A 16953-nucleotide genomic window follows, 5' to 3' on the forward strand; every position below is an offset into this window, starting at 1 on the left:
CATGTCGCAGTCCGCTGCCACCCCGCTCGCCGCCCCGGCCGCCCCGGCCGTCCAGGTCCCCGTCGTCCCGCTGCTGCAGCTCGGCACCTGGGTCGTCTTCTTCGGCCTGCTGGCGATGCTGGCGATCTTCTTCGTCAGCGCCGACCAGGGCGCCCTGTCGCTCCCCGCCGGCAACGCCGTGCACGAGTGGGTCCACGACGCGCGGCACCTGCTCGGCTACCCCTGCCACTGAGCGGCCACCGACCCCATGGGCATCGCTTCACGGGACCGGTCTGTCCTCAGCCCGGCCGCCTTCCTGATCCGTGGCCTCGCCGTCGGCCTCGTCGCCGGCGTGGTCGCCTTCCTGGTCGCCTTCGCCTTCGGTGAGCCGTACGTCGACGACGCGATCGCGCTCGAAGAGGCGGCCGCCGCGCAGATGACCCCCGAGGAGGTCGCCGCCGAGCAGGCCGCGGCCGCCGCGGAGGACCCGTCCGGGATGGTCGAGATCTCCCGCGAGAACCAGCGCAGCTGGGGACTGCTGACCGGCACCCTGGCCATCGGCACCGCCCTCGGCGGGCTCGCCTCGCTGGCGGCGGCCGCCGTGCTGGGCCGGCTCGGCAACCTCTCCGCGCGCGGCTCCACGGCGCTGGTGGCGCTGGTCGGCAGCGTGTCGGTGACGCTGGTCCCGTTCGCGAAGTATCCCGCCACGCCGCCCGCGGTGGGCAGCGGCGAGACGATCGGCGGCCGCACGGCGTCGTACTTCGCCCTGCTCCTGGTCTCGGTGCTGGCCGCGGTCGCGGCCGTCGTCGTCGCCAACCGGCTCCGGGGCCGGATGGACGGCTGGACGGCCGCCTTCGTCGCCGCCGGCGGCTACCTCGCGGTCGTCTCCGTGACCGCCGCGCTGCTGCCGAGCGTCAACGAGGTCGGCTCGTTCCCGGCGGACACGCTCTGGTACTTCCGGCGCTCCTCGCTGCTCACCCTCGCAGCCCTGTGGGTCACCCTCGGCGTCGGCCTCACGCTCCTGGTCGGGCGCCTGCACGACCGCGCCGCGGCCGAGCTCGCCCGGCGCGAGCTGGCCGCCAGCCTGTGAGGGCGGCGGGCCTGCTCCTCGGCTACGCCGCGGACCGGCTCCTGGCCGATCCGCGGCGCGGGCACCCGGTCGCCGGCTTCGGCCGGGTCGCTGCCGCGCTGGAGCGGCGCACCTGGCGTGACGACCGGCGCGCGGGGACCGCCTACGCCGGCCTGCTGGTCGGCGGGGCCGTCGGGCTGGGGCTGGTGGCCGAGCGGCGGCTGCCGCACACCCTCGCGACGGCGGTCGCGACCTGGGCCGTGCTCGGGGGGACCTCCCTGGACCGCGAGGTGGCGCAGGTGGGCCGTCTGCTGGGAGCCGGCCGGCTTCCCGACGCACGCCTGCAGCTGACCCATCTCGTCGGCCGCGACACGTCGCGGCTCGACGACAGCGAGGTCGTCCGGGCGACGCTCGAGTCGCTGGCCGAGAACACCAGCGACGCCGTGGTCGCGCCGCTCGTGTGGGGCGCCCTCGTCGGCGTACCGGGCCTGGTGGGCTATCGCGCGGCGAACACCCTGGACGCGATGGTCGGGCACCGCAGCCCCCGCTACGAGCGGTTCGGCTGGGCGGCGGCGCGCCTCGACGACCTCCTCAACCTGCCGGGCTCCCGGCTGACCGCGCTCCTCGCGACGCTGCTCGGTCCGGACCCGCGGGGTGCCTGGCGTGCCTGGCGTCGCGACGCCGCCGGGCACCCGAGCCCGAACGCCGGCCCGGTCGAGGCCTCCTTCGCGGGCACGCTGGGGATCCGGCTGGGCGGCACGAACGACTATGCCGGCCGGCTCGAGCATCGCGCGCTGATGGGCGACGGCCCGCCTCCGGTCCGCGGCGACCTCGACCGGGCGAGGGTCCTGGCCCGACGGGTCGGGACGGCTGCGGCGCTCGCGGCCGCCGCCGTCGCCACCATGCGATGATCGGCCCCGATGAACACGATCGCGCTGCTGACGCGCAGCCCGCGCGCGACCCTGGCCCGGGTCGTGCGGACCGTGACCGGCGCCGAGAGTCCCCTGGCGGGCCGCACCGTGCTGGTCACCGGAGCCAGCTCCGGCATCGGTGAGGCGACCGCGCACGCGGTGGCCCGGCGCGGCGCCACCGTCCTCCTGGCGGCTCGCCGCGGGGCGGAGCTGGCCCGGGTGCAGCGCGCGATCCGCGACGAGGGCGGACGCGCGGAGACCTATGTCGCCGACCTGACCGACCCGGCGTCGGTCGACCGACTGGTCGCACGCCTCCTCGCCGAGCACGGCGCCGTCGACTACGTCGTCAACAACGCCGGCCACTCGATCCGCCGCTCCCTGGAGCTGACCCACGACCGCTTCCACGACTTCGAGCGGATGATGGCCGTCAACTACTTCGGGCCCGTGCGCCTGACGATGGGACTCCTGCCCGCCATGCGCGCCCAGCGTTTCGGGCACGTGGTCAACATCGTCACGTGGGGCAACCAGATCCGCGCGCCGAAGTTCGCCCCCTACATCGCCTCCAAGACCGCCCCCGACGTCTTCGGTCGCATCCTGGGGCGCGAGCTGTTCTTCGACAACGTCACCTGCACCAACATGCGGGTCGCGATCGTGCGGACCCCCATGATCGGCCCCACCGCCGCGTACGACGGTCGCGGCGAGTCGCCCGAGCACTGTGCCGAGCGCGTGGTCCGCGCTCTCGAGGACCGCCCGGTCACGGTGAACGGCGCGTTCGGCAGCTTCTACGAGGTGTTCAACCTGGTCGCGCCGAGGCTGTCCGACCTCGCGATGGCGCTCGCCCACCGCTACTCCCCCGACTCGCCCGCCGCGCGAGGAGGCCGGGCCTGACCGGTCCATGTATCAGGGGGTCCCGTCCGGGACTCCGAGAGCTGTCCGTCACAGCCCTCGGAAAGGACCCTGTCATGCATCTCCCTCCCCCCAGCACCCTCGCCCGCGCCGTACCGGCGGGCCTGCTGAGCCTCGCCCTCGGGGTGGCCTCCACGGTCGCCGCGGTCGCCGACCCGGGTGTGAGCCCGCAGCACTACGCCGATGCCCTGGCCCCCGGCGGCTCGGTCACCATCACCAAGACCGTCGAGACTCCGCCCATCCCGCCGAACCCCGACATCGTCCTCCTGGCCGACACCACCACGAGCATGACGGCGAGCATCGGCAACGTGCAGGCCAACGCCACCAGCATCGTGGGCCAGATCCAGGCGGCGCAGCCCACCGCCCGCTTCGCGGTCGCCGACTACAAGGACACCGACGACCCGACGGGACACTTCCTGCTGCGCCAGCAGCTGACTGCGGACACCGCCGCGGTCACCGGCGGGATCGGCGCGTGGACCCCGCTCTCGGGCGGCGGCAGCGACGCGGCCGAGGACTGGGTCGGCGCGCTGGCGGCGATCCCGACGGCCGTGGACTTCCGTGACGACGGCACGCCGATCGTCGTCATGTTCGGCGACTCGACCAGCCACGACCCCTCCGCCGGGCACAGCCTGGGCTCCGCGACCGCCGCGCTGCAGGCCGCCGGCATCCGGGTGATCGCGATCTCGGTGCCCGGCACCGACGGCTACCTGTGGGACGGGCTGGACTCGACCGGCCAGGCGTCGTACGTGACCTCGCAGACCGGAGGCACGCTGACCAGCGCCAACCCCGACCAGGTCTCCGACGTCATCCTCAGCCAGCTGCAGAACCTGCCGGCGGAGGTGACCCACGAGGTCGCCTGCGACCCGGGCGTGACGGCCACCCTGACTCCGTCGTCCGCCACCGTGACCAGCGGCGACACGGTCTCCTTCGAGGAGACGGTCACGCTCGCCGGCGACGCGCCCCAGGGCAGCACCGTGTCGTGCACGGTGTCCTTCGAGGTCAACGGCGAGGTGCCGGGCCCGGCGTTCGTGCAGACCATCGACATCGACGTCCTCGACGTGACTCCCCCGGTCGTCACGGTCGAGAGCAAGGTCGTCGAGGCGACCGGGCCGGACGGGGCGGTGGTCGACTACGCGTCCTCCGCCGTGGACAACGTGGACGGTCCGCTGACGCCGACCTGCGTGCCGCCCTCGGGGGCGCAGTTCCCGCTCGGCGTCACGCCGGTCGACTGCGAGGCCACCGACGCCGCCGGCAACACCGGCTACGCCTCGGGCACGATCGAGGTCGTCGACACGACGCCGCCGAGCGTCGCCTGCACCGAGTCGACCAACCCGGGCGGCCACCGTCCGCCGGCCGGCGGCACCCGGCCGAACCCCCAGGGCCAGAACCAGGACGGCTTCTACCGCCTCGACGCGACCGACGTCGTCGACCTCGACCCGGAGGTCTACCTGCGCGACACGGGAAGCGGGCACGTGTGGGGACCCTTCGACAGCGGCCAGCGGGTCAAGTACACCGAGGCGGCCTCGGGCCCGTCGCAGAAGCAGCTGGGCGACAGCGGCATCCTGCACCTCACGGGCACCGGTGACGCCGAGCTGTACGCCGAGGACCTCTCCGGCAACGTCGCCGCTCCGGTGGCCTGCCTGGTCCCGGCACCGCCGAAGTAGCAGAGCTCCGGCGTGCCGGCCTCGTCGGCGGGACCTCCGGGTCTCGTCGGCGGGGCCGTCCGCGCGACTACGAGCCGACGATCTCGTCGGCGTGGCGTCCCACCCAGCGCAGCAGGGGGACCATCACCTCGGCGAGGTCCTCGCCGAGCGGGGTCAGGCTGTAGTCGACCCGCGGCGGCATCACCGGCTGCTGCTCGCGGTGGACCAGCCCGTCGGCCTCGAGCGTCTTGAGGGTCTGGGCGAGCATCTTCTCGCTGATGCCCTCCGCGCGCCGGCGCAGCTCGCTCCAGCGCTGGGGACCGTCGGTCAGGGACACCAGCACGAGGACGCCCCACTTGCTCATGACGTGGTCGAGCAGCACCCGGCTCGAGCACGCGGCCGGGAACACTCCGCCGGGGAACTGCTCGAAGATCGTCTCGGTACTTTCTGCCACGCCAGTACCTTACCTCAAAGTGCGTACTGTCCATTGGGAAGTAACTCCCCGGAGGTCCTGTTGAGGAGGTCGTCCAGCACGACCACCTCCGGGAAGGAACCCACCATGACCCTCGTCATCACCGGCGCCACCGGCCAGCTCGGCCGCCTCGTCGTCACCTCGCTGCTCGCCCGGGGCGTGCCCGCCGACCAGATCCGCGCCCTGGGTCGTGATGCGGAGCGCCTCGCCGAGCTGGGCGCGCTCGGCGTCGACACCCGCCGTGTCGACTACGCCGACGCCGCCGGCCTGGCCGACGCACTCACGGGAGCCGACCGGGTGCTGCTCATCTCCGGCAGCGAGGTCGGCCAGCGTCTCCCCCAGCACCAGAATGTCATCGCGGCGGCGAAGGCCGCCGAAGTCGGCCTGCTCGCCTACACCAGCATCGCGAACGCCGACTCCAGCGGGCTGATCCTCGCCCAGGAGCACCGGGCCACCGAGGAGGCGATCGCGGCGTCCGGCCTGCGGTCGACCTTCCTGCGCAACAGCTGGTATCTCGAGAACTACACCGGCCAGCTCCCGACGTACGCCGAGCACGGCACCGTCCTCGGCGCGGCCGGTGACGGGCGGGTCAGCGCCGCCACCCGGGCCGACTTCGCCGAGGCCGCCGCAGCGGCGCTCCTGCTCGACGACCCGCTGCCCGTCTACGAGCTCGGCGGCAGCGCGTTCAGCCTGAAGGAGCTCGCCGCGACGGTCGGCGAGGTCCTCGGCAAGGACGTGACCTACACCGACCTCCCGGCCGAGGAGCTCACCGAGGTGCTCGTCGGCGCCGGCCTCCCCGAGCCGTACGCCGCCGTGCTCGCCGACGCCGACCTCGGCCTCGGCCGGGGCGAGCTGTACGTCGAGCCGACCGACCTCGAGGCCCTGCTCGGGCGCCCGGCGACCCCGCTCGCGGACGCGGTGCGGGCGGCAGCCTGACGGAGGTCCTGCCGACGGGAGCGGGGACCCCTCACGAGGCCAGGCGGGGCACGTCGAACCGGTCGGCGTGCTCCGCCAGCCAGTCCGCGAACGAGCGCGCCGGACGCCCCAGGACCCGCGCGACGGTGTCGACCGGGGTGGACGCCTCGGGCGGCGGGTCGGCATGCCACCCGATGACGTACTCGGCGTCCGCGCGGGACACGCCGTCGGCCACCAGGCGCGCGACGGCCTGCTCGCGGGTGATCCGCACCAGCTCGACCGGCCTGCCGAGGACCGCGGACAGCATCGCCACCCGCTGTGCGGTGGTGAGCGCCTCGGGACCGGTCAGGTTGTACGCCCGGCCGACGTGCCCCTCCTCCAGCAGGGCCACGGCCGCGACCGCCCCGATGTCGCCCTCGTGCACGACCGCACTCGGCAGGTCGAAGGGCTCCCGCACCACCCCCTCGGCACGCACCGAGTCGACCCAGGTCAGCGCGTTCGACATGAACTCCTGTGGCTCCAGGCGGGTCCACTCGACGCCCGACTCCGCGACCGCCTGCTCGACCGGGCCGACGTAGCCGCCCCACAGCACGGTGATCCGGCGCACCCCGGCCGCGACGGCGCGTCGTACCAGCTCCGGACCGGTCTCGACCAGGCCCGCCGTGGCGGTCAGGTGCAGCCGGTCGACGCCGTCCAGCGCGCCGTCGAGAGTCGTGATGTCCGTGTGCGTGCCCGGCACCACTGCGGCCTCCGGCGGCAGCAGGGCCGCCGCGGCATCCGGGTGGCGGGTGAGCGCGCGGACCGCCTCACCCCGTCGTACCAGCTCGGCCACCACGTGGCGCCCGGTGTTGCCCGTCGCCCCGGTCACGAGAGTCGTCATCCGTGGTTCTCCCTTCGTCGACCACGACGCTAGAACCTCAACTCTGCTTCAGGTCAACCAGGCGCACCCGTGTGCTCCGCGGCGTTTGTGGGCATCGTCGAGCCATGGCCATCGACGACGAGCACACCCGACCCGACGGCGTCGACGACCTCACGGTCGAGGCGCTGGGCAACATCTCCGAGGCCCTGGAGGCCGTCGAGATCGCGCGCGGACATCTCTATGCCTTCCACCGGCTGAGCGGCACCGCGGACCTGACCCTCGGCAAGGGGGTCGACCAGCTACGCGAGGCCGGGCACGCCGAGCTCGCGGACCGGCTGCAGGAGGAGCTGGTCGGTCGCAACGTGCTGCAGGGCCGCTGGACCTTCCAGATCATGGAGGAGTACGACGACGGCTACTACGCCGACTTCAAGCGGCTCGAGCGCGCGGCCCGCGACGCCCTGGTCGAGGGCCGCCGCCACCTCTACGAGGCGGAGATGAAGGAGGACCGGCGCACCCACGGACGCGCCGGTCACGAGCGGAAGCCGGAGTCAGGCTCCTAGCCCGCGCACCCAGTCCAGCGCGGCGTCGACCTCGGCGACCGTCGCGACGCCGGCCGGCGGCGGCGGGCGTCGTACGACGACGACCGGGACGCCGAGCTCGGCGGCGGCCTGCATCTTCGGCCAGGTGTGCTCCCCTCCCGAGTCCTTGGTGACCAGGACGTCACGGTCGACCAGCAGGGCACGCTCGCCGTCGAGGGTGTAGGGCCCACGGGAGGTCAGCAGCGCCCAGGCGGCGGGAAGCTCGATGTCCGGCGGGTCCACGACGCGGGCCAGCACCTCGTGGCGGGCCAGCGCCGGCACGAACCGGGCCAGCTCCTGGCGCCCGACGGTGAGGAACGGGCGCTCCCCGAGGTCCGCTGCGGCCCGCGCGGCCTGCTCGTGGCTGTCGACCCAGGCCCACGAGGAGCCGGCCCGGGCGGCCCACCCGGGTCGCTCCAGCCGCAGCAGCGGGACGCCCTCGGCGGCGCACGCCGCGGCGGCGTTGCGGCTGATGCCCTGCGCGAACGGGTGGGTCGCGTCGACGACCGCATCGAACCCGGCCAGTGCCTCGCGCAGTCCGGCGACTCCCCCGAAGCCGCCGACGCGGACCTCTCCCACGGGCAGCCGCGGCCGGGCGACCCGCCCGGCGAGCGACGACACCACCGCGACGGCCTCGTCGACCAGGCGGGCGGCGAGGGCGCGGGCCTCGCCGGTCCCGCCCAGCAGCAGCACCCGCGCCGGGCGGCTCATCGGGTCAGCTCCAGGAGCGCGTCGAGGTCGAGGTGCTCCTCGACCAGGTCACCGAGCAGGTCCAGGCGCGCCGCCCGCGCCGCGGGGAAGGACGCCGACGAGACGACGTCGAGGTGTTCGCGCAGATAGTCCGCCCGGGTGGCGTCGTCCTCCAGGCTGCCGTGCACCATCGTGCCGGTGACCCGTCCGACCGTGGTCGCGCCCGAGACCCGGCCATGGTGGATCTCGTAGCCGGCCGGCTCGTGGAGGGCCAGCCGCTTCTCGGCGCCGAAGACCGTCACCAGGTCGAGCAGCCCGAGGCCGTCGACCGCCGCGCCGGCGACCCCCTCGACGCCGTCCGGGTCCTCGATGCGACGCCCGAGCATCTGGCAGCCGCCGCAGATCCCGAGCACCGGCCGTCCGGCCCCCGCGTGACGCACGATCGCCGCGTCCAGGCCGCGCTCGCGCAGCCAGGCCAGGTCGGCCAGGGTGGCGCGGGTGCCGGGCAGGACGACGAGGTCGGCGTCGGCCAGCCGCGCCGCGTCGGAGACGAACTGCACGTCGAGGCCGGGCTCGAGACCGAGGGCGTCGACGTCGGTGAAGTTGCTGATCCGCGGCAGCCGCACGACGGCCACCTTCCGGGCGCCGGTGCCGAGCGCCGCCCGACGGCCCTCGAGGTCGAGCGCGTCCTCCGAGTCCAGCCAGAGGTCCGGGTGCCACGGCAGCACGCCGTACGTCGGGCGGCCCGTGCGTCGCTCCAGGTCGGCCAGGCCCGGGCGCAGCAGGTCGACGTCGCCGCGGAACTTGTTGACGACGTACCCCTTCACCAGCGCGCGGTCGGCCTCGTCGAGCAGCATCACGGTGCCGTAGGCGGCGGCGAACCAGCCGCCGCGGTCGATGTCGCCGACCACGACGGTCGGCACGTCGCCGTGCCGCGCGAGGCCCATGTTGACGTAGTCGCTCGCCCGCAGGTTGATCTCGGCCGGACTGCCCGCGCCCTCCGCGACCACGAGGTCGAACCGGGAGCGGAGGTCGTCGAAGGCGTCGAACGCGGTCGCGGCCAGCCGAGCGCGGCCGTCGTGCCAGTCGCGCGCCGACACCTCGCCGTCCGGCCGGCCCATCCGCACCACGTGGCTGCGCCGGTCGCTGCCCGGCTTGAGCAGCACCGGGTTCATCGCGACCTCGGGCTCCACGCCGGCCGCCAGGGCCTGCACCCACTGCGCCCGGCCGATCTCCCCGGGCGCACCGTCCGGAACGCGCACGACCATGGAGTTGTTGGACATGTTCTGCGCCTTGTACGGCGCCACCCGGATCCCCCGCCGAGCGAACGCCCGGCACAGGCCCGTCGTCACCACGCTCTTGCCCGCGTCGGACGTCATGCCGGCGACCAGCAGGGCCGCGCCGGCGGCGCTCATCCGCGCTTCCCCCGGAACACGTGCCGCTGCAGCGACGCCGGCACCGGCCCGCCCTCGCGCACCCAGTCGACGACCGCCTCGGTCGACGCGGGCGAGAGCACACCGCCGAGCCAGGTGTCCTTGGGCCGGCGTCCGCCCGGGAGCCAGGTGAAGTCGCGGACGAGGACGACGTTCGACCGGTCGCACTCGTCGAGGCAGTCGACCACGCGGACCCGGACCCGCGGGCCGCGCCGCCCGGCGGGGTCGTCGAGGGCCTCGATCTCGTCGCGCTGCGCGCCGTGGTCGACCGACGGGTGCTTCTTCGTCGTGCCGCAGCAGCAGTCGCGGCACAGCAGCACGTCCCGCTCAGGCAGCGCCATCGGCCGGCCCCCTCAGCAGGAACAGGTCCATCACCCAGCCGGCCTCGGCGCGTGCGTCCTCCCGTGCCGCGGCGATCTCGCCGGCCACGTCGCCGACGCGCCCCGCGACGACCCGCTCCCCGGCCCCGCCGAGGTTCGCGCCCCACCAGATGGACCAGTCCTCGAGCCCGTCGAGGTCCACGCCCGAGGTGAGCATGACGACGAGGTTGCGCTGCCCGGAAGCGACGTCGGTCCGCAGCCGGCGTGCCGTGGTGACGTGCACCGGCTGCCCGACCTCGTGCAGCACCACCCGGTGTCGCGCGGCCAGCAGCTGCGGGGCGCTGATGCCCGGCAGCACGTCGAAGGCGACCCCGAGCTCGCGCACGATCCGGACCGTGCCGTCGTACAGCGACGGGTCGCCCCACACGAGGAAGGCACAGGTCCCGCCCCGCTCCTCCAGCACCGACCGGTAGGCGGCCAGCCGGGCGGCGTACCACGCGGCGACGGCGGCCTCGTAGGCCGGGCGGTCCAGGCCCGGCGAGCGGTCCCGCTCCGGATCCGGTACGACGACCAGCTCGACGCCGTGCGCGGCGCACACCGCCTGCCGCACGGCGAGCAGCGGGTCGTGCTCCCCCTTCGCCACGGCCAGCGCGTAGTCGCAGCCGGCCAGCGCCGCGGCGGCCTCCGGTGTGACGTGCTGCGGCCCCATCCCGACGCCGACGATGCGGACCTCGACCGGCGCGGTCACCGAGCGTCCTCCTCCAGGTCCCCCTCGACCTCGAGATAGGCCGCCTGCAGGGCGGCCAGGACGTCGGGGTCGGGCGACTCCCACAGCCCGCGGTCCTTGGCCTCGTGCAGCCGCTCCACGATGCTGCGCAGCGCCCACGGGTTCGACCTGCGCAGGAACTCCTGGTTGGTCTCGTCGAGCACGTAGGACCGCGCGAGCGACTCGTACATCCAGTCGTGCACGACGCCCGCGGTGGCGTCGAAGCCGAACAGGTAGTCGACGGTCGCGGCGAGCTCGAAGGCGCCCTTGTAGCCGTGGCGCTGCATCGCGCCGATCCAGCGCGGGTTGACGACGCGGGCGCGGAAGACCCGGTTGGTCTCCTCCTGCAGGGTGCGCGTGCGCACGGCGTCGGGGGTGGTGGAGTCGCCGACATAGGCCCGTGGCGCGACGCCGGTCAGCGCGCGGATCGTCGCCACCATGCCGCCGTGGTACTGGAAGTAGTCGTCGCTGTCCGCGATGTCGTGCTCGCGGGTGTCGATGTTCTTGGCGGCGACCTTGATCCGCCGGTAGTTCGCGCGCATGTCGTCGGAGGCGGGTACGCCGTCCAGCCCGCGGCCGTAGGCGAAGCCGCCCCAGGCGGTGTAGACCTCGGCGAGGTCGGCGTCGTCGCGCCAGGAGCCGGACTCGACGGCCTGCAGGATGCCGGCGCCGTACGAGCCGGGCTTGGAGCCGAAGATCCGGGTCGTCGCCCGCCGGGCGTCGCCGTGCTCGGCGAGGTCGGCCTGTGCGTGAGCACGGACGAAGTTCGCGTCGAGGGGCTCGTCGAGGTCGGCCACCAGCCGGACCGCGTCGTCGAGCATCGCCACGACGTGCGGGAAGGCGTCACGGAAGAACCCGGAGATCCGCACGGTGACGTCGATCCGGGGCCGGCCCAGCTCCTCGAGCGGGATGACCTTCAGGTCGTGGACCCGCTTCGACGCCTCGTCCCACTCCGGCCGTACGCCGAGCAGCGCCAGGACCTCGGCGACGTCGTCGCCCGAGGTGCGCATGGCCGAGGTCCCCCAGACGGAGAGGCCCACCGACTCCGGGTAGCTGCCCTCGTCGGCGAGATAGCGCTGCAACAGCGAGTCCGCCATCGCCTGCCCCGTCTGCCACGCCAGCCGCGAGGGCACCGCGCGGGGGTCGACGGTGTAGAAGTTGCGGCCGGTCGGCAGCACGTTGACCAGCCCACGCAGCGGCGAGCCCGACGGTCCGGCGGGGACGAAGCCCCCCGCCAGGGCGTGCAGGGTGTGGTCCAGCTCGTCGGTCGTCCGGGTCAGCCGGGGCACGACCTCGGTGGCGGCGAAGGCCAGCACCTGGCGCACCTGCGCCGAGGGGTGGAGGTCGTCGACCCGGGCGGGGTCCCACCCGGCCTTGTCCATCGCCTCGACCAGGGCCCGCGCCTCGGCCTCGACCCGGTCGACCTCGACCGTCGGAGCGTCGGGGTCCAGGCCGAGGGCGGCGCGCAGTCCCGGCACGGCCTGGGCCTGGCCGCCCCAGACCTGGGCGGCCCGCAGGATGGCCAGGACCAGGTTGACCCGGGCCTCGCCCTGGGGCGCCTGCCCGAGGACGTGGAGCCCGTCGCGGATCTGGACGTCCTTGATCTCGCAGAGCCAACCGTCGACGTGGAGCAGGAAGTCGTCGAAGTCGTCGTCCTCCGGCTTCTCCTCCAGCCCGAGGTCGCGGTGCAGCTCGGCGGCGTGCATCAGCTGCCAGATCTCGCCGCGGATGGCGGCCAGCTTGGCCGGGTCCATCGCGGAGATCTTGTCGTACTCCTCCAGCAGGCCCTCGAGCCGGGCGATGTCGCCATAGCTCTCTGCGCGCGCCATCGGGGGCACCAGGTGGTCGACGATCGTCGCGTGCGCGCGCCGCTTGGCCTGCGCGCCCTCACCGGGGTCGTTGACCAGGAAGGGATAGACCAGCGGCAGGCTGCCGATCGCGGCGTCGGTCGCACAGGACGCCGACAGGGCGGCGTTCTTGCCCGGCAGCCACTCCATCGACCCGTGCTTGCCGAGATGGACGACGGCGTGGGCGCCGAAGCCGTGCTGCACCCAGCGGTACGCCGCCAGGTAGTGGTGCGACGGGGCCAGGTCGGGGTCGTGGTAGATCGCCACCGGGTTCTCCCCGAAGCCCCGGGGCGGCTGGATCATCAGCACCACGTTGCCCGCGCGCAGGGTGGCGAGCACGATCTCGCCGTCGTCATTGACGAAGAGCGAGCCGGGCGACTCACCCCACGCCTCGACGATCTCCGCGCGCAGGTCCGCCGGCAGGTCCGCCGTCCACGCGTCGTACTCGGCCTTGGTCACCCGCACGTGCGCTTCGGTGAGCTGGGCGGAGGTGAGCCACTCCTCGTCCTGGCCGCCGGCGGCGATCAGCGCGTGGATGAGCCGGTCCCCCGCGACGGTGTCGTCGTCGAGGTCGAGCACCCCGAACCCGTCGCCGACGTCGTAGCCGGCCCCCCGCAGCCGGCGCAGCAGGCGCACCGCCGAGACCGGGGTGTCGAGACCGACGGCGTTGCCGATCCGGGAGTGCTTGGTCGGGTAGGCGCTGAGCATCAGCGCGATCCGCTTCTCGGCGTTGGGCACGTGGCGCAGCCGCGCGTAGCTCACCGCCAGACCCGCGACGCGCGCGCAGCGCTCCGGGTCGGCGACGTACGACGGCAGGCCGGCCGGGTCGCTGGGGTCGATCTCCTTGAACGAGAAGGGCACGGTGCTGATCCGGCCGTCGAACTCCGGGATCGCCACCTGGTTGGCGTAGTCGAGCGGGGACACCCCGTCGTCGGAGGCCTCCCACTCCGCGCGGCTGCTGGTCAGGCACAGCCCCTGCAGCACCGGGATGTCGAGGGCCGCGATCCGCTCCACGTCCCACGTCTCGTCCTCGCCCCCCGCACTGGCCGCCGCGGGCGTCGAGCCGCCCGCCGCGAGCACGGTGACGACGAGGGCGTCGAGGTCGCCGAGCGCCTCGAACAGCTCGTCGGGCGCCGCGCGCAGCGAGCCGGCGAAGATCGGCACCCCCACCGCGGTCCCGGTGGCGTCGATCGCGTCGCACAGCGCGTGCACGAACGCGGTGTTCCCGCTGGCCTGGTGGGCGCGGTAGAAGAGCACCCCGACCTTCGCCCGGCCCTCGTCGGTGGTTGAGGTGCGAGGAGCGCCAGCGACGAGCCCCTCGTCGGTGGTTGAGGTGCGAGGAGCGCCAGCGACGAGCCCCTCGTCGGTGGTTGAGGTGCGAGGAGCGCCAGCGACGAGCCCCTCGTCGGTGGTTGAGGTGCGAGGAGCGCCAGCGACGAGCCTCGAAACCTCCGGCCGCTCCACCAGTCCCCAGGCCGGGATCACCTCGGGCGCCTCGAAGCCCTCGCCGGTGAGCAGCACGGTGTCGGACAGGAAGCGATGCAGCTGCTCGAGGTTGCGCGGCCCGCCCTCGGCGAGATAGCGGTGCGCCTCGGCGGCGACGCCGACCGGCACGGTCGAGGCCTCCATCAGCTCCGCGCTCGGCGTCAGCTCGCCGCCGAGGACGACGAGCGGCCGGCCGGCACCACGCAGGGCGGCCAGCTCGGCGTCGTACTGCTGGGGCGAGCCGAGCAGCCGTACGACGGCGAGGTCGGCCCCGGCCGCCAGCGCGACCAGCGCGTCGAGATCGCTGCGGGAGGGGTTCGCCCACCCGTAGTCGGCGCCGCTCGCCCGGGCGGACAGCAGGTCGGTGTCGGACGTGGACAGCAGTGCGATGCGCGCCATGGCGGTCGGTGCCTCCTGGGGGTTCGCGCCCCTCATCGGTAGGTGTCGTCCGCGGCCAGTGTCTGGCTCTCCGTGCCGACGTCACGGCACGGATCACAGTGGCGGAACCGCCCCGGTCTCACACCGGGTTCCTGCACCGCGGACCTGTGGGGGCTCAGCCTACGGTGGTCCCATGCAGCAACAGCAGGCGCCCGGCATCCGAGTCGCGGTGCACGGCCACCCCAACCTGGACACCCTCCTGCTGTGGCATCCCGCGGTGCGCACCGACCCGGACGCCGTCGGCGCCCTGGCGAGCCGGATCGCGACCCGCAGCGGGGTCCGCGTCGTCGTACCGACCTGGGAGGACGGAGGCGACCTGCTGCGCTCGGTGCGCTACGCCCGCCAGTCCGCGGTGCACCCGCCGGACCGGCTCTCCGTCGTCGGGTACGGCGCCGCCGGGATCGCCGCGCTGAGCCTGGCCCAGCACCAGCGGCGCCTCGGGATCGGACTGCGCCGCGTGACCTGCGTCGACGGTGCCGCCGACCTGGCGGACCCGATCAGCGGCCGACCCCTGGCTGTCCCTTCGTCGCCGCCCGTCGAGACGGCCGCGGCGACGGCCGTCGACGTGGTGGCCGCGGCGGAGCCGGGATGGGCCGAGGCCACGGTCGCGGCGTGGGAGGCCGCCGGCTGGGCGGCCTCGCTCGTCCCGGCCGATCAGTTCACCTGGCGCGTGTAGCCCTCCCAGTACGGCGCGCGCAGCTTGAACTTCTGCAGCTTGCCGGTCGCCGTCCGGGCCAGCTCCGACCGGAACTCGACCGAGGTCGGGGCCTTGTAGCCGGCGAGCCGGTCCTTGCACCAGCGGATCAGCTCGGCCTCCATCTCCTCCCCCGGCGTCGCGTCCGCGGTGAGCACGACGAGCGCCTTGATGGTCTCGCCCCACTTCTCGCTCGGGACGCCGATGACCGCCACCTCCGCCACCGCCGGGTGCGAGAACAGCGTGTCCTCCACCTCGATGGAGGTGACGTTCTCGCCGCCGGTGATGATCACGTCCTTCTTGCGGTCGGCGATCGTGAGATAGCCGTCCTCGCCGAGCACGCCCCCGTCACCGGTGTGGAACCAGCCGTCGGCCAGCGCGGCGGCGGTCTCCTCGGGCTGCTCCCAGTAGCCCTCGAGGATCACGTTGGACCGGGCGAGCACCTCGCCGGCGCCCTCCTCGGACTCGTCGATCGCCAGTCGTACGCCGATGGCCGGCGCGCCCGCCCGGGTGAGCCGGGTCGCGCGCTCCTCGGCGGAGAGGTCGTCCCACTCCGCGCGGGTGCGGTTGATGGTCAGCAGGGGCGAGGTCTCGGTGAGGCCGTAGATCTGGATGAACTCCCAGCCGAGCTCCTCCTGGACCCGGATCACCGTCTTCGTCGGCGGCGGCGCGCCGGCCATGATGATCCGCACGCGGTCGCTGCCGGGGATCTCGCCCTCCCAGGTCTGCGCCGCCTCCAGCACCGCCGCCGCGACGGCGGGGGCCGCGCACATCACCGTCACGCCGTGGTCGCGGACCCGGCGCAGGATCTCGGCGCCGTCGACCTTGCGCAGGATGACGTGCTGCGCGCCGACGCCGGTCATCGCGAACGGCATCCCCCAGCCGTTGGCGTGGAACTGAGGGAGGGTGTGCAGGTAGACGTCGCGGTCGCTGATGCCCGCGTGCAGGCCGAAGGTGAGCGCGTTGACCCAGATGTTGCGGTGGGTGATCTGCACCCCCTTCGGGCGGGCCGTCGTACCGGAGGTGTAGTTGATGGTGGCGGTCGCGCTCTCGTCCGGCTCCCATGCCTTGGGCTGTGCGCCCGGCGCCGCGTAGAGCGCGTCGTCGTCGCCGAGGAGGTACTTCTGCTCGCACCGCACGCCGGCCAGGGCGTCCTCCAGCTCCGGGTCGAGGTAGAGCACCCGGGCGCCCGAGTGGTCGACGATGTACTGCACCTCGTCCGGGCTGAGCCGGAAGTTCACGGGCACCAGCACGCGCCCCCAGCCGCTGACGCCGAAGAACGAGGTGAGCAGCCGGCTGCTGTTGTGGCTGACGACGGCGACCCGCTCCCCCGGGGCGATCCCGAGCTCGTCGAGCTTGGCCGCCTGCCGGCGCGCGAGCTCGCCGACCTGCGCGTAGGTCAGCTCGCCCTGGCTGGGCGCGGGCTGCGTCGGCTCGTCGACGACGCCCACCCGCTCGCCGTACACCTGCACGGCTCGATCGAGGAAGTCGTTGACGCTGAACGGGACGAACACGCGGGGCCTCCCTGGGCACGGAGCGGACATGTGACCCGCACCACCCTAGGCCCGGCGGCCGGGTCTCGCCCCCCTCCGAAAGTGGGGGCGTGCGTGCTCGCGAGGTCCGAAGCGGAGCGAGGACCGTGCGGCGAGGACACCGGCCGGCAGCGTGGCGGACGCGGCGCAGCCGCATCGGCCGATGCCCGCGGCCCGAAGCGGAGCGAGGACACCGGCCCGCAGCGTGGCGGACGCGGCGCAGCCGCATCGGCCGATGCCCGCGGTCCGAAGCGGAGCGAGGACACCGGCCGGCAGCGTGGCGGACGCGGCGCAGCCGCATCGGCCGATGCCCGCGGTCCGAAGCGGAGCGAGGACCGTGCGGCGAGGTCGATTTCCGACACGCTCGGCCAAAAGGATGAGAGCTCTCTCATCGGCATCTCACGGCCGGCCCACGA

Annotated in this window: 16 protein-coding genes and 1 riboswitch; of the genes, 8 read left to right on the top strand and 8 right to left on the bottom strand. The window is 74.0% G+C overall.

Annotation, left to right across the window (positions count from 1 at the left end):
- Position 1: 1 nt before the first annotated feature.
- The 5 genes from ACJ5H2_RS13215 (at position 2) to ACJ5H2_RS13235 (ending at position 4529) form a co-directional block, all read left to right on the top strand.
- Positions 2–232, top strand: a complete 231-nt coding sequence (locus ACJ5H2_RS13215) for a CbtB-domain containing protein (protein ID WP_408895868.1) — start codon at positions 2–4, stop codon at positions 230–232.
- Between the two features lie 15 nt (positions 233–247).
- Positions 248–1069, top strand: coding sequence for a CbtA family protein (locus tag ACJ5H2_RS13220; protein ID WP_408895869.1), 822 nt, complete (start codon positions 248–250; stop codon positions 1067–1069).
- The gene (locus ACJ5H2_RS13225) at positions 1066–1959 is read left to right on the top strand and encodes a cobalamin biosynthesis protein (protein WP_408895870.1); all 894 of its coding nucleotides are present in this window, start codon (positions 1066–1068) and stop codon (positions 1957–1959) included. Before ACJ5H2_RS13220 ends, ACJ5H2_RS13225 begins: the two co-directional genes overlap by 4 nt.
- 9 nt (positions 1960–1968) lie before the next feature.
- Positions 1969–2847 carry an SDR family NAD(P)-dependent oxidoreductase gene (locus ACJ5H2_RS13230; protein WP_408895871.1) on the top strand — a complete coding sequence of 293 codons (879 nt, stop codon included), beginning with the start codon at positions 1969–1971 and terminating at the stop codon, positions 2845–2847.
- A 74-nt stretch (positions 2848–2921) separates the two neighbouring features.
- Positions 2922–4529: an HYR domain-containing protein gene (locus ACJ5H2_RS13235; protein WP_408895872.1), complete on the top strand. Its 1608-nt coding sequence runs from the start codon at positions 2922–2924 to the stop codon at positions 4527–4529.
- A gap of 67 nt (positions 4530–4596) precedes the next feature.
- On the opposite strand, the gene ACJ5H2_RS13240 is transcribed toward ACJ5H2_RS13235, so the two are convergent.
- Positions 4597–4962, bottom strand: a complete 366-nt coding sequence (locus ACJ5H2_RS13240) for a winged helix-turn-helix transcriptional regulator (protein ID WP_408895873.1) — start codon at positions 4960–4962, stop codon at positions 4597–4599.
- Between the two features lie 105 nt (positions 4963–5067).
- On the opposite strand from ACJ5H2_RS13240, the gene ACJ5H2_RS13245 reads away from it, so the two are divergent.
- A complete protein-coding gene (locus tag ACJ5H2_RS13245) occupies positions 5068–5916 on the top strand; it encodes an NAD(P)H-binding protein (RefSeq protein WP_408895875.1) in 849 nt (282 codons plus the stop codon).
- A 31-nt stretch (positions 5917–5947) separates the two neighbouring features.
- On the opposite strand, the gene ACJ5H2_RS13250 is transcribed toward ACJ5H2_RS13245, so the two are convergent.
- Entirely contained in the window at positions 5948–6775 is an 828-nt protein-coding gene (locus tag ACJ5H2_RS13250) for an NmrA family NAD(P)-binding protein (protein WP_408895876.1), read from the bottom strand.
- Positions 6776–6879: 104 nt separating this feature from the next.
- On the opposite strand from ACJ5H2_RS13250, the gene ACJ5H2_RS13255 reads away from it, so the two are divergent.
- Positions 6880–7314, top strand: coding sequence for a hypothetical protein (locus tag ACJ5H2_RS13255; RefSeq protein WP_408895877.1), 435 nt, complete (start codon positions 6880–6882; stop codon positions 7312–7314).
- On the opposite strand, the gene ACJ5H2_RS13260 is transcribed toward ACJ5H2_RS13255, so the two are convergent.
- The 5 genes from ACJ5H2_RS13260 to cobN are packed head-to-tail and all read right to left on the bottom strand — an operon-like array spanning position 7303 to position 14272.
- Positions 7303–8043: a cobalt-precorrin-6A reductase gene (locus tag ACJ5H2_RS13260; RefSeq protein ID WP_408895878.1), complete on the bottom strand. Its 741-nt coding sequence runs from the start codon at positions 8041–8043 to the stop codon at positions 7303–7305. The two genes, ACJ5H2_RS13255 and ACJ5H2_RS13260, sit on opposite strands and share 12 nt — an antisense overlap.
- Complete coding sequence (locus ACJ5H2_RS13265) at positions 8040–9437, bottom strand: cobyric acid synthase (protein WP_408895879.1); 1398 nt, start codon at positions 9435–9437, stop codon at positions 8040–8042. The genes ACJ5H2_RS13260 and ACJ5H2_RS13265 overlap by 4 nt, the downstream gene beginning before the upstream one ends.
- Entirely contained in the window at positions 9434–9796 is a 363-nt protein-coding gene (locus tag ACJ5H2_RS13270) for a (2Fe-2S) ferredoxin domain-containing protein (protein WP_408895881.1), read from the bottom strand. The genes ACJ5H2_RS13265 and ACJ5H2_RS13270 overlap by 4 nt, the downstream gene beginning before the upstream one ends.
- Entirely contained in the window at positions 9783–10523 is a 741-nt protein-coding gene (locus tag ACJ5H2_RS13275) for an SAM-dependent methyltransferase (protein WP_408895882.1), read from the bottom strand. The genes ACJ5H2_RS13270 and ACJ5H2_RS13275 overlap by 14 nt, the downstream gene beginning before the upstream one ends.
- Positions 10520–14272, bottom strand: a complete 3753-nt coding sequence (gene cobN / locus ACJ5H2_RS13280) for a cobaltochelatase subunit CobN (RefSeq protein WP_408895883.1) — start codon at positions 14270–14272, stop codon at positions 10520–10522. The genes ACJ5H2_RS13275 and cobN overlap by 4 nt, the downstream gene beginning before the upstream one ends.
- Positions 14273–14307: 35 nt before the next feature.
- Positions 14308–14428: riboswitch (cobalamin riboswitch) on the bottom strand.
- Positions 14429–14444: 16 nt separating this feature from the next.
- On the opposite strand from cobN, the gene ACJ5H2_RS13285 reads away from it, so the two are divergent.
- Positions 14445–14987 carry a hypothetical protein gene (locus tag ACJ5H2_RS13285; RefSeq protein WP_408895884.1) on the top strand — a complete coding sequence of 181 codons (543 nt, stop codon included), beginning with the start codon at positions 14445–14447 and terminating at the stop codon, positions 14985–14987.
- Here the strand turns inward: ACJ5H2_RS13285 and ACJ5H2_RS13290 are convergent.
- Positions 14966–16519 (bottom strand): AMP-binding protein, encoded by a 1554-nt coding sequence (locus tag ACJ5H2_RS13290; protein ID WP_408895885.1) that lies wholly within the window; start codon positions 16517–16519, stop codon positions 14966–14968. The genes ACJ5H2_RS13285 and ACJ5H2_RS13290 overlap by 22 nt on opposite strands.
- Positions 16520–16953: the final 434 nt, after the last annotated feature.

This window comes from Nocardioides pymetrozini (genome assembly GCF_046058985.1).
In the GTDB taxonomy this organism is placed as follows: Bacteria; Actinomycetota; Actinomycetes; order Propionibacteriales; family Nocardioidaceae; genus Nocardioides.